At 40.1% G+C, this 13,688-nt stretch carries 7 protein-coding genes and 1 pseudogene; 6 read left to right on the top strand and 2 right to left on the bottom strand.

What is annotated here, in order from left to right; translation table 11 throughout:
• Positions 1-88: 88 nt before the first annotated feature.
• Positions 89-1,171: a tyrosine-type recombinase/integrase gene (locus tag ACM0OY_RS25565; protein ID WP_414516185.1), complete on the bottom strand. Its 1,083-nt coding sequence runs from the start codon at positions 1,169-1,171 to the stop codon at positions 89-91.
• Between the two features lie 224 nt (positions 1,172-1,395).
• On the opposite strand from ACM0OY_RS25565, the gene ACM0OY_RS25560 reads away from it, so the two are divergent.
• Complete coding sequence (locus ACM0OY_RS25560) at positions 1,396-1,782, top strand: four helix bundle protein (RefSeq protein WP_265277341.1); 387 nt, start codon at positions 1,396-1,398, stop codon at positions 1,780-1,782.
• 141 nt (positions 1,783-1,923) lie between these two features.
• Positions 1,924-2,418, top strand: a complete 495-nt coding sequence (locus ACM0OY_RS25555; RefSeq protein ID WP_414571625.1) for a hypothetical protein — start codon at positions 1,924-1,926, stop codon at positions 2,416-2,418.
• Between the two features lie 83 nt (positions 2,419-2,501).
• Here the strand turns inward: ACM0OY_RS25555 and ACM0OY_RS25550 are convergent.
• Positions 2,502-2,714: pseudogene (locus tag ACM0OY_RS25550) on the bottom strand (SAM-dependent methyltransferase); the annotation flags it as partial.
• Between the two features lie 149 nt (positions 2,715-2,863).
• On the opposite strand from ACM0OY_RS25550, the gene ACM0OY_RS25545 reads away from it, so the two are divergent.
• From ACM0OY_RS25545 to ACM0OY_RS25530, 4 genes are all read left to right on the top strand, one after another.
• The gene (locus ACM0OY_RS25545; protein ID WP_414571624.1) at positions 2,864-5,902 is read left to right on the top strand and encodes a hypothetical protein; all 3,039 of its coding nucleotides are present in this window, start codon (positions 2,864-2,866) and stop codon (positions 5,900-5,902) included.
• On the top strand, positions 5,899-9,570 hold the full coding sequence (locus ACM0OY_RS25540; protein WP_414571623.1) for a helicase-related protein: 3,672 nt from the start codon (positions 5,899-5,901) through the stop codon (positions 9,568-9,570). Before ACM0OY_RS25545 ends, ACM0OY_RS25540 begins: the two co-directional genes overlap by 4 nt.
• Positions 9,571-9,730: 160 nt before the next feature.
• Complete coding sequence (locus tag ACM0OY_RS25535) at positions 9,731-9,871, top strand: hypothetical protein (protein WP_414571622.1); 141 nt, start codon at positions 9,731-9,733, stop codon at positions 9,869-9,871.
• A 115-nt stretch (positions 9,872-9,986) separates the two neighbouring features.
• The gene (locus ACM0OY_RS25530; protein WP_414571621.1) at positions 9,987-13,610 is read left to right on the top strand and encodes an ATP-binding protein; all 3,624 of its coding nucleotides are present in this window, start codon (positions 9,987-9,989) and stop codon (positions 13,608-13,610) included.
• Positions 13,611-13,688 lie beyond the last annotated feature (78 nt).

Raw genomic sequence — 13,688 nt, 5'->3', positions numbered from 1 at the left:
ATCCATCTTGATAACTACCTTGACAGTATCATTTTGGAGCGCATGAGCGCGATGGCGTACCCGCCATGAACCGGTGGCGATTGCTTTTTTACCGATGTTTGCTTTTTTTACGCAGTGCGTGAGAAGTCCCAACACGCCCGACATGGTGAATGTACTTTGCAGTTGTCGCAGGCGAAGCATGGCCCAAATCTGCTTGCAAGTCGAAATCAGAAGCTCCATTTTTCTTAGCCAGCGTCGCGTGGGTGTGGCGCAGAAAGTGGGCGCTGAACTTAATTCCTGCACTAGCAGAAATTTCCGCCATCATTAACCGCAATCCGCGATCGCTTAGAGGTTTACCTCTGTCTCGACGACTGGGACTAGGAAACACCGGCTGATCATTGCTGGCATCGCCACGGTAATCCAGTAGCACCGCACTAGTTTCCGGATCGAGACTAATAGTTCTGGTTTTATTTCGTTTCCCCGTCACAGTTAATAACAGACAATCTCCATCCTCCCGAAACTGCCGCCAAAATAACCCCGGTGTAACTATGCGCTTACCATAATCAGAAGTTTGCCGCGCAATTTCTCCCGCCCTCACCCCACTGTAAAAGACGAGAGTCAACAGCAGCCAATGCATCTTATTAGTGTTGTGTTGCAAATCTACTTCAATCGCCGCTTTTTCCAACTTAGCAATCTCGCGTTCCGACAGAATGCGCTCTGCGAGCTTATCGTCCCATTGGATACTTAAGTCCTTGCCCAAGTCGATAGCAAAATAACCAATAGAAGCTCTAGTACCCCACTCCCACAAACTTTTAATCGCCGCAGTGTATTTAGCTGCCGTATTTTTACTAATTCCATAAGTATTTTTCTGCCCCCGTACTGGCTTTTCATCCTTTAGCCAAGCTAGATTTGCGTGTAGATGGAATAACGTTACCATCCTCAAATCAGATATCCCAAACCGCGACTGCATATAATCAGCAAGCTCATAACCAATTTGCCGATATGCCCGTCGCGTTTGGTCGCTTTTAATAGTGACAGAATGTACCCATAGCTCAATTAGCTGCTCCGTCGAATTAATTCTCTGGCGGTTGGGAAAATAATAATCCACAAGCGCAACCCGGGCTTCATCAAGCGGTAGAGTCACCACCTCCACAGCAAGTGATTCCACGCTTAATACAGGTAAATTTTCCATAAGATAAATCCCCAACCCCCACTGATAATTATGATGCCGAGAACTATAATTCCCGGTATCTTTATGATAGTTGTTTCCCAGACACGATCAAATTGCCCATATAAAATCATCTATATCGTATATACGCGGATATCCCGTATGCGATGATGGTAGTGAGAAGAGTCGGGGGAGTAGGGGGAGATGGGGAGGTAGGGGGAGTGAGTAAATATTAGACAGAGAAGCAAATGGTTAAAGAACTGGTTAGAAAGCATCAAGATTTAGAAATTTACAAGATGGCATTTGATATGGCGATGCAAATTTTTGAATTATCGAAAAAGTTTCCTGTGGAGGAAAGGTATTCGCTTACCGATCAGATTCGTCGCTCATCCCGTTCCGTATGTGCGAATTTAGCTGAAGCATGGAGGAAGCGTCGATATGAGGCAGCTTTCGTCGCTAAATTGAATGATTGTGAATCAGAAGCAGCCGAAACTCAAACCTGGATAGAGTTTAGTGTTAAATGTGGTTACTTGGATGTTGAGATTGGTCGAGAACTCTACGGAACCTATAACCAGATTTTGAGTGGATTAGTCAATATGATTAATCATTCAGAATCTTGGTTGATGAAGCACTAAGAGACTTGCAAGTAAATAACTATTCCATCGCTTTTGAAGTTGGGGGAGAAAGAGCATTTCCTTCCACTACTCCCCCTACTCCCGCTACTTCCCCCACTCTTCTCACTTCTCACTTCTCCACAACAAAAGCGCGAGGGACTGGTGGAATATCCGCAGATAAATATAAAACTTCTCTCAGAAGAAGATCGGGAGTTGGTGAAGCAGGCCAAGCAGCGTGCTGAGGATTTGCGCTTAACTTTTAAAGAGTTTGTGTTGGATTGTATTAGAAATGCACTTGTAGAAGAGAGTCCCGATAGTGCAGATAGTGCAACTGCTGCCGAAATTGAAGCTTTGAAAGCTCAAATTGCCGCCCTGTCAGAGAAAGTGAGTATTCCTTCTGCGACCAAAACAGAAGTGCATACCCTCCAGGAAAGGGTAAATCAATTGCGGGTGGGGATTTCAAATGAAATTAAAAAGGATAGGGAGCAACTTGCTTCTTTGGCACTGGCGCTCTCCCGACTTGAAAGCCAAATTGAACAGCTAATACCTTCCTTAAATCTTCAGGTGGATGGCGAAAGTAATGCTGATAGTGATAGCGACTGGCTTTTTGGGGAAGACTCCGGTGGTGTGGGAGGAGAAGATATTGAGGGTTTTTGAAATTCGCTATAAAACAATTGTATTGACCCAAAATAAGTCCCAATGAATTGAGATGCGCTAGTTTTCGTTGTGGATTTTCCCGTGATTGTTTTTTCCCACTTAACCACAGATTCCAGAAACACTTTAGCACCCAAATATGTTTCAACTGCCCAATCTTCGACTAGAGGTTGTTCTAGATTGAGGATGTCAAACACAAAATGTCCACCTGGTTTTAACACTCGTTTGACCTCAAAGATCACAGCACTCTAATATTCAAGTAGAAAATAGCAACTAAATCCGGTGGCGATCGCTAAATCTGTCCCTACTTGCCTAGCATTGATTTATTATGCTGTAATAGTGCAAATGTATTGCTTTTTAATGTTAAGAGCGCAAATGATGTAGTTTTTATCGCCACTATCAATTGAGGCATCTTACACTATCTCAACCATTTGTAGGAGACATGAGGGTGAATATTATTTCTCTTGGTGACAATCATTTAGCTCCCTTAGATTACAGCAGTTTACTCAATAAAATATTGGAAGTGCTGCCCAGTCAAAACCCATTCCAGTTCTCCCCAGATGACAGTCGGTTGCGGATCAATATTGACAAAATCGCCGATCAGGTTGCTAATTCACAAGTGGAAAGCCCTTTGGCATCTGCTAGCGGGATTCGTTCCGCAACTGTCAACTTTAGCGATCGCACAGGTAAAAATTTCCCAGAGCAAATCAGGCTAATCCGCGATTATTTGCAAAACCTCTTGAGTGCGGCATTACCACCAAACAAAACAGTAGAGTCAGCAATTTCGCAATTACTGACAGATTTACAGTCTTTTCAAGGTACAAAACCAGCTCTAGGATTTACTTATCCTTTCGGAGAGTATACAGGTTTGCAAAAACAGCGGCTCAGTCTTCAGCGCCACCGTTCAGGCAGTGATTCTCTCCTGAAGTTTCATAAACTAATCATCACAGTTAAAGATATCAAAGGATTTGATTCTCAACTTTCTTCCAGTCTTGATAACTATATCCAACGAGAATTTAGCGAAGAAAATGAGAGTGATTTAGAGGAATTAAGCGACACACTGGAAGAACTGATTAAAAATCAGAAATCTGACTTTTACAAGCTCAAGCGAGTCATGTACACCGAAGCTATTGGCAAGCTGAAGCGAGAGGCAAAAATCAGGTATTTAGAGTTTCTTCAGGAAAACATTGACGATAGTACAGATGGCAAAATCTATCTTCAGGATTTGATTCGGCGGCTGCGCTTGTTGGAAGAATATATCAGTGATATCAACCGAGAGGATGGTCATTACCAAGTAAGCTATGCCGGAAAGTCAGTCAACTATAGAGATTTATTTTCTCGTGCCGAAGCTTTAGATATTCTCCCCATTATTCCCTTAATCGAAGGGTATCTGGGAGAAACTAAAGATGATAATAAAGGAGAGCAGCAGTTCATTTTTGGTTTTAAGCTAAAATTTGGCGGTACAGTTCAAGCTTATGGAGATGAGCCACTTTCTGTACTAGATTATTACCTCAACCTGATCGACCCAGAAAGTCAAGAACATCAGGCAGGATTAGAAGACCCTTTTAAAAGTGATTATTTTAAAGAGAAAGTCTTAAAAATAGTTTTCTTGTTCTACTTTATCTTTGCTTCCAAAAGTGATCCATTAGCTGATGACTACGATTATAGCTCAGAATTAAATTATCAGCCTGTCTCTGTATTTGATGAAAAAGTCTTACCCATACTCAAAGGATCTGACGAGGAAGCTAAGAAGAAAATATTTGCCAAAATTAAGGAAGGAATTGAAAAATTTAACGTCAAAATAAAAATTGAAAACCTGAAGCAGCTACTGAAGAATTTTCTGCAACGTAAGCCTATCCTGAACAAGCGAGAATATCCGCTCGTTATCGGCGTGAAAAGAGGCATCCTAGAGCGGGATATGGACAGCATTTTGACCAAATCCACATTTTTCAAGCCTGTCTTTGGTGAGAGGTCACGAGAAGCCTTAAAGTATATTGCCATCAGAGAGCCTCATATTGATAGTAGTTATCTCTGCAATCTTTCTGTCAGCATCGCCGTAGAAGATATTCGCTATTTCCCCACTGATGAGCGCCAAACATTTAGCATGGCGTATGATATCACAGATATTAAAGCACTACCAATTCTTTTGGTTCCTCTTACTGAAGCAAGCTGTCAGAACATCTACAATAATTCTTTCAAACATCAAAAACCAATTTTATTCATCTACAATCATAAAAAGTTACGAGAGCAAATTTTCAACAATCCCGACTCCCCCAAAGCGTTTATTTATCGGTTTACTTTTTCTCTGCTTATTTATATCTGCCTAAAAGTACTGCTTGAGTCTGTCAAAGATAAACTTTTTATTCCCATTGTGCGGTTGCAACTGCATAGCAAGCAGAACTCTACACCAGAGGAAGAATTTATGCGATCGCTCTCTAAAACTTTATCCCACTTATTGAGCGAAGAACATCAATCCAGTACTCAAGGATTCTGTGTCAAAAACCTGAATCCTTACAAAATTGAAAATGGTCTAAGTTCTCTTTACTCTGTACTGCCCAAAAAATTTAAATTCAACGCTTCTTCCCACAACACCCAGCTAGAAAAACTAGCAATTATTATAGTCTCCAGCCGTGAAAGTGATGCCAGTTGGCGAGGTGGAGAACGAATATCAAACTTGTTAGGAGAAGTTGTGGGAGTAGAGCGTCTACAGGATGGCACAGTTCGCTTAGAAACGCTCAACACCTTCGCAGCAAACTATGAACATCAGCAGATGTTTCAAAGACCTACTATTGTCATTGATGAAGTGGACAAATTATACCGCGAGGGCTATCGGCACTTTATGTATATTGCCAAGTCGCCATATTCTAGCACTCTAAATATGACTCAGAGTGATGAAGATGAATCGCTATTTTTCATGTCCACACCTGTACTCAAGGCTTTAAAGGGAGATAAAGACGACATCAAAATATACCCAGTATTCTTTGATAAATATTATGTGGTAAATCTGGGGCGCACTGTTAGTTCTCTGTACATCCAGGACACACTTGAACTAACAGGCTTAGTTGAAGACCCCAGCAAGAAAGCTGTTGTCTTTTTCAATCTATTCAATGGAATTAAAGTCGGTCAAGATGACGAGCGTTACTACAACGGGGTAATTTCCTACGCCACCTTGCTAAATGTCTATGATGACATTCTAGATGATGAAGATATCCGTAGGGGACTAATTTATGACCGCGAAAACAATCCTATCAAAAATGATATCTTACAATATCTAACCTTATTTCACTTTTCGCGCTACGAAGCTGTTCCTAGAAGGAATCGCAACATTAGCTTTAAGCTCGATCCTTACGAAAACATAATTGGGGATGATGCAGTTGGTAAATTGTCAGTTTTCAAGCACACCACTAGGAGCGTAAGCTTTAACTCTTTGGCGTTTTTAACTGAAGTTAGACGTGCCTTGAATGTAGAAGGAGAGGAGCAGAAATGATTGCAGAAGACTTTGGACGATTATTTGAAATCGGCTTCAATGTTGGCATCCTTGCTTATATTCAGCAAAACCAACTAAATAACCGATTTGGAGATTTATATCAACGTGACTTACAAGCGTTGCGCTTTCCCCAACTGCATCGGCGTATAGTTGACCGCGCTAATGTAATTAATGATAGTGATAGCAAAATCATTGCTAAGTGGAGTATATTTTTTCTCCAAAAGGGGTTTTTATCAGGCTTAAATTTCTTTAGGGAGTACCTGGAATCAACAGGTTGGAAACATCGAAAGGTAGAAATTATATACTACCAGTGCAACTTTTGTGATGACAACAGCCTTGGTACTCGTGTTAAGGGTGAGGAACAAGCCTTTAGAGATATCCTGTCACAATTAGGAGATATCAAGGTTGATATTGGTCGCTATAAGCAGCAGGGAGAGTTTCTTAGGGCTGATACTTTAATGCTGCTACACAACGGCAAACAGTTTCGTATCCTCTCAGTGGATTTATCAGTGTTTTCGATAAAGTCAGCTGAAGATATTAAAGATTTAGATAATATAGAAGTTCTACGGCAATTACTGCTAAGTGAAATTAGTTATTTACGCTCAAAAAGTGTTTTCTCTGGACTTAGTATCGATACAGGAACAGACACCACAAAACTTGGATTAACCTTTTCTGAAGGGATTGCTCGTTATTTCACAGCTTTCAAGCGCAAGGACAAAGAGAGTGTCAAATTAATCCAAGCCGCCAGTTATGCTCATAGCTTCTATGAGTTTTTACGACAGCACTCTCTTCTCCAAGAAGCTGACCCCGTAATGTTTAACATTATGGGTTACACTGACCGGGGCGTTAGTGCCATGTCAGTAAATCAAGAAAATTTAGATATCTTAAATACCTGCCGCCGCATTTATAAGCAGCAAGAAAGTGGTCAAGCGATCGCCGAAGCTCGTCAACAAGTTCTCAGAATCATCAAAAGGAAAGCAGCTGAGAGTTTTGTTGATGGCAAGACATTTATAAACTCTCTTTTAGCAGTGCCACCTGACACAACTACTTTGGTTACTCACCAGGAACGAGTAACAGGGTTTTTCAACTCAAGTGGAGAAGTACCACCTCAATTAATGGCTCAACTCGGACTGAGTGGTAGTCTAGACCTGCGTTCGGCTCACACCGCCCTAATTGAAACTGCCCTGACTAATGACAATCCTTATCTTTTTTTAACTGGCAATCCTGGCATTGGTAAAACCACAACCATTGTGGAATTTCTCAAACAGCATCTCGAAGATGGTTTTTTGTTTTTCTATGTCAGTCCCAGAAAAAACGTCAATAAGGACGTGATTGAGAAGTTCAAGAGTCAACCGGGAGAATCATTGGGCGGGAGCATTGCAGCACCATCGGAGAATCACGGACTGTTTTGCATCAATACCAATGCAGACATTATTCAAGCTAATGGTGGACACTGTACTGTGCAGTATTTCTCTGATTTACGAGAAGGAGACTTTACAGAGCAAGCTGTTCATTTTATCGATGGTCAGGCTCTTACTGAGCGCCGTCCCTCTACATCTCAAAGACTCCAGCGCAAAATGGAGGATTTAATTCAGGATGCTGGTGAGCAGACTAAAGGAGTTTTAGATAGCATCTGTGAAGCTATTTACACAATTATAGACCGTCAACTTTCCAATAATATAGTGGCAACAATTTCGCTGCAATCTTTGAAAAAAACGGGGAGCGGCCAAGACACTCTCCGCCATTTTGAGAAGATATTTAGGAACGCCTATAACCAAAGTGAGGGTTCCGTCATTCCTGAGCAAATGAAGAAAATCTCTCAACGCATTAAACATATATTTATCATGGTTGATGAGATTACAGGAGACCATAGCGGTGTAGAATTTTTAAACCGCATCAGTTCTATTCTTCGCCAATATGATCTGACTAATTCTCAATATGGCTTTAACACCAAAATTATTGTAGCTGATGCTTCTATTGTTGACCCAGATGTCATTCAACAGCATCTTTCTACTACAGTTTCAGAACCAGACAAAATCTTTTATCGGCGAGCGTCAGAGAACAACTCCCCCCTTTCAGTACAAACTTTCAAATTTAAGGGGTTAGGCGCAACTGTCATCAATTCTAACTCCTACCCTGCTACTAGTTTAAACATTACTTACAAAGTATTTCTAGAATCTTTTAAATTTAGCAATTCAGTTTTTTTAGAGAAGAAATATAGCTTGGTCAAGCGTGTACAAGCAGAGATTGCTGAAGATATTAATGCTTTCTTGGATAACCCAGAAGCTGGACAGATAATTGTGTATATCCAGGATAAGCAGAGATTAAAAGAACTGACTGAATATCTAAAAAAATATCGAGGTACATTTCAGCCATTTACAGACTACCTAGAAATACACGCCAATATTTCAGAGCAGGAAAAAGAAGAAATCCAAAAACGTAAGAACAATGTGAAAGTGGTCTTTATGACTGCCTCAGCTAGTCGGGGGTTATCATTTCCTAAAACTAAGCATATTCTGGTTGATATCCCTCGCTTTGCCATTGAGCAAAACTTAATGGAAATTATTCAGGTAATTTACCGGGGTCGCGGTAGCTACCTTGAAGATGGAATTACCAAAACCTTAGATAATGAGGAGAAAGATTTAATTCTTTACTTCTCAGAGCGGGCTGTATATTACGCTGATGACCCGGAGCTTTCTTTACAAGAAAGTGTGCTGAGTCTTGTGAATATTCTATTAATTCTCAAGACATCTGTCATGACAAGAATTTCCGGGTCTGGGCAGATAGGTAAAAACTATTTTATGATGATTCCTATTGGTGGAAAGTCGGTATTTGCCGCTGGTGAAACATTTACGGGTAAGATATCCGGTTTAATCAAAGAACTGAAGAAAGAGCATATTCGCCGTCGCAGTGACAAGCTCTTGAAAGAGGTTTATACGAGTCTAGAGCAACTGTTAGGTCGTGTAAAGATAATCTTGAGTGATTTAGACAATTCCCAGCCGACAGAAACCCTTTCTTATCTATCAATGCGAGAGTCTTTTGCAGACCAGTTTGTGAAGTTGGTAAGTAGTGGTTTGGATCAGCTATTAAGCTTTGGCCCTGTAGAAGCCAGCCACATTAGTGGTAGTATGCTAGTAGTTTCTTTAGCTAATAAAGCCCTTCAAGAAAACTATGAAATGCGTCTAGAGCGAGAACTAAAACCTTACGCCAATAATGAACTTTTAAAAAAGTTATATTCTATTAATTCTAATCCAGCCTATCCAGAAAGTTTGCGTTCGGCAAGTTTTGGAGCAATTGAGCTAGTTAACTTACTTGGAAAACAAGTGAGCCGGACACAGTGGTTTGAGCAAAATAGTCAGCGTTTTGACCAGTATTATGCAATTCCACTATTTATATTTACCAGCAATGAGGCGATTAAAGACTATTTTTCCAGGGGTGTAGAGGAGCCAGATGGAGAATCATTCCGAGATATTTTAGCTGAATATATCCGTTGTATGTTTCCTGTAGACAACATTTTGCCCATTGGCTCTCAGTACGGGGAATTTCCATTTGTTGTCTTTAGAAGCTATAGTTTAGGCGAAATTAGGCACAAGTTATTCACAGATAAGCAGCTTTTGACTTCCAATGAGTTGAATATATTAAACTTGATTCTTTCTCAAGAAGACTAAGCAAATTCTGTGATGCTGTTTCTTACTTGAAACTCGAAAGCCGATCCTGCTGACAAGGATGCTCAGGCTGCGTTGCGTCACCAATTGAAAAAACTGTTAACTGAAGATGCAATCTTAGCTTCGGAAGTAGCGCAGTTTTGGCAGGAGGCAAAGCTAGCTAATGTGTCTGTCATTGCGGCGATCGCTCCGCTTCGTAGCTGCCAGTGGTAGTGTGAGCGGCATTATCAACACAGGTGATAACAATACAAACTTATGGAGGCGAAATGAGCAATCGATGTTTTTGGCAAGTGTACTACAATAATGTAAATACGGACGCTACAATCGAGAGAATTCTAGCGATCGCCCATAATTCCAAATCAGGTAAATTATCACAACATAAGAACCACCCGTGAGGCTTGAGCCAAGAGGCATACTCTGTGACAGATATTAATGATCTGAGGGAAATCCTCAAACGACTGGCTACAAAAACTTATACTGATGCTGACATTGAAATTTTCCGCCAATCCTTAGAGTCTGGACAAATTGTTCTGGCACCTGGCGAAAGAGCTATAGCTGTAGGTGGCGATGTTACTGATACTGTCTTCATCACTGGCGATGGTAATTTAGTTTACATTTTTAGAGGAGCGGATGCTGAAGTTGTTCGCCAAATCGTTCAAGATGTTTTGAAATCGTTTAAGGTTCCTGCCTTACTCACACACAGCGAATTCTCCAAATCAGCAGTAAAAGCAGCAGAAAGACTTGCTGGCTACTGGGAAGTTTTACTAGGAAGGGACGCACTACTTACCGAAATTCAATCCCTCCTCAATGGGTCAACAGATGTGATTGTACTGCATGGATCTGGTGGGATTGGCAAAACCCGTGTTTTGTTAGAACTTCCTAAAATTATTTCCAGTGGAACGTCCCTGCGGTACGTTCGCATTCGAGCCGAGTCTATAGAGTATGACCTAGCTTCATTGGATTGTAACAGCCGTTATGTAATTGTTGTAGATGATGCTCACCGCTTTGGACTTTTACACCAATTGGGAGAAATTTTGATAAACCCCGCACTAGTCGGCAAAGTCACACTTGTCTTAGCTACACGTAGTGTTTTCAAAGATTCAGTCATCTACAAATTAGGCTATTTGGCTGGCTATAAAGTCAATGAAATTGAGGTGCAACCTTTAGAAAACATTGATATAGATCAACTCCTACGAACCCCACCCTACGAAATTACTCACGACGATACACGCCATATTTTAGTTCGTATTGCTAAAGGAGATCCCCTGATTGCTGGTGTCGCTGCTCGTTTAGTTCAACGTGGTGAGTCAGTAATAAATCTCAGCCGAGAACAAGTACTTACCAGCCATTGTAATGACATCATCCGCGACCTGAAAGGTGAGTTTAAAGATGAGTTTAAAGAGCAGTATTATATTGACTATCTGGAGATTCTGGCGGCTTTAGGGACAATTGATCTAAATAATCAGGAGTTACGAGAGAAAGTTCAAAAAGTTGTGAATATCTCGCAATCTGATGAAGACCGAGTAATTTCTAGATTAGTGGAAACTGGTATAATAGAACGTTACTGGAAGACTATAAAGATTACCTCCGAAGTTCTGGCTGACCATATTTTGCTTCACCACTTCTTCCAGACTAAACAAGCAGACTATCAAAAGAAAATTATTGAACCATTTTTTGAATTAAAACCTAAAGAGATTTTGACAACTTTAGCAGAAGCAGAAGTTAAAGGAGAGACTCAAGCTGGTCTTTTACTAGATTGCAAATTAGATGAATTGCGTAAAATCTTAATTCAAGGAGACTACCTGACTCGACTGTCTGTTTTGGAATGGTTACAAGATTTAGCTTATCTGCGTTCCGATGATGCACTGTCGCTCGTAGCAGATATCGTGGATGAACCTGACAAGCCTGCTGAGTTTTATCAGGGTAGTTTTGGGGATAAATGGCAAATCAAACATGATTGGGTATTGGGTAAAGCTGTAGAGATTCTTCGTTATACTTACATAGGTAGTTTGCGAGATTCTATAGATTATCTGCACAAACTCGCTAGATATCGACCATTAGTAGCAGAGTATAGCCGAGTTCGAGAGAAAGCAAGTAAGGCATTAGTTGGAATTGCTGAGATTAAAGTCAATAAATTATATAATGTGCAGCTAATCCTTCTTAATAATATAGAAGTGTGGCTAAAAGAAGATTTTACAAACAACTTAGAACTGAGCATTTCTTTGATTAAACCTATGCTCAATATGGTGGTTGATAATACAAAACAAGATCCCACCAAGTATATGCGAATAATTATACAACCTGGTTACTTACAACCATCTGAATCCTTACGCAAAGTTCGAGAACAAGCTTTAGAAATACTCTACCAAGCATATAGTCAAGCATCTAACTTACCAGAGCGATTAAAAATTATTAAATCTTTAGAGTTAAAAATATTATTACCTCTTTCAACCGATTTTAGAGAAGTCACAGCAGAAACTTGGGCTTGGCTAAAACCTGACTGTCAAAACACAGTAAAATTTTTCTTAAATGTAGTGATTCCTAACGCTGAATTGCCTGTATTGGATGCTGTAGCAGAGTGGCTACGGGATGCACTACGCTTTAATCGTCACCAATTAGATGAATTAGAACTGTTAAGTCAGCAATTAAAACATAACAACCTGTATCAACTATATCGATCCTTAATTAAGAATCGATTGTGGGATGATTCTGAAGATGACTATCTCGATTTAAAAGCACTAGAAGAACGTCATCAGCAGACAATTGAGCATTATCTCAAAGGTCTTTCTCCTACAACAATAGAAAAGGTAATCTGTGAATTAGAGATGATATTATACCAATGCACAATTGCTAGTGAAAGTAGTACATTCTGGTTTGAAAATTTGTTTTACAAGCTGGGAGAAAAACATCCAGAACTTGCACAGCAAATGATAGAGAAGGCACTATATGAAAATCTAACCATCAAACAGCAACTTGGTCGCATAATTGGAGGATTATATAGGAGTAATCTAGAGTTAGCTTGGTCTTACATAAAGTCATGGGTTGATAGTGATGATCAGGTTCTGTGGCTGGCTGTAGCTGGTAGTTACCATTTTCTAAATTGGAGTGTATTTCAGGATAAAGAGTGGGAAGTTTTATACTGCCTTATAACTAAGCAATCTTCACCAGTTGATTTAAAAATTATTGAGCTTATATCGCGGTTTGCACCACATAATCCCCTGCGTTCAATTGAGTTTCTCAAAATAATTGCTAATCGTGGTGATGAAGGTGTGCTACTGCGTTTAGCAGAGGTGCTATCTTGGTCTTGTAAATATTCTCAAGATGGATGGGGAAAAAAGTTCATAACATCTGAGGATTTTTTAAACATTGTACAAAACTTTGAACGCCTTTCACGCCTAGACTATGCGGCTGAAGAGTGTTTGGCTATTCTGGGGAAAATTGACCCCATGAAAGTTATAGATTTTATAGAACGCCGAATCATAATTCAAGGTGAACAGCATGGAATAAGTGAGTATTATGAGGCAATCCATTTACCTTATTCTCTTGTTGCAAAAAGCATACAGTCTAGTACAGAATACTCTAATGTACTGCGTCGAGTGCGTGACTGGATGCTGCGAAAAGATGTTTGGTTCTATAAGACTCCCAAAGTATTAAAAGAAATTGCTATTAGCTTATCAGAGCCTTTATACAGTGTTTTAATAGAGTGGGTAAAATCCGGTGACGTTCATAAACTATATGCAGTAGCTAAAATTTTGCGTGTTTTTAATAGTGGTCAACTTTTCTACTCTTTGAGTCGAGAAATTATTTGTAATACAAATGATGAAATTATACTAAGTTATATTCGTACTTCTATTGGTTCAACACCAGGAGCGATTTGGGGGGGATTTTCAAATCACGCCAGACAGCGCCAAGAAGAAATATCTTCTTGGTTAGAAGATGAAAATTTCCGGGTTCAGCGCTTTGCAAATAAAATGAAACAATCACTACAGCAAGACTTAGAACGTGAGTTGGAAACAGAAAAATTTGAGGAACGCAATTGGTAGCGACAATCAGCTTTCTGTGAAAACTTATTGCCGGATGAAATCTTAGAAAATTTGGAGAACACTAAGTTTGCAAACACG

The organism is Nostoc sp. CCY 9925, assembly GCF_963920935.1.
Lineage (GTDB): Bacteria > Cyanobacteriota > Cyanobacteriia > Cyanobacteriales > Nostocaceae > Nostoc.
The sequence above is the reverse complement of the archived record's forward strand: the minus strand, read 5'-3'. Positions and strand labels throughout refer to the sequence as shown.

Coding starts and splice junctions, on each gene's coding strand:
- ACM0OY_RS25560 (WP_265277341.1), top strand. CDS start 1,396: ATGGTTAAAGAACTGGTTAGAAAGCATCAAGATTTAGAAATTTACAAG.
- ACM0OY_RS25540 (WP_414571623.1), top strand. CDS start 5,899: ATGATTGCAGAAGACTTTGGACGATTATTTGAAATCGGCTTCAATGTT.
- ACM0OY_RS25535 (WP_414571622.1), top strand. CDS start 9,731: ATGTGTCTGTCATTGCGGCGATCGCTCCGCTTCGTAGCTGCCAGTGGT.
- ACM0OY_RS25565 (WP_414516185.1), bottom strand. CDS start 1,171: ATGGAAAATTTACCTGTATTAAGCGTGGAATCACTTGCTGTGGAGGTG.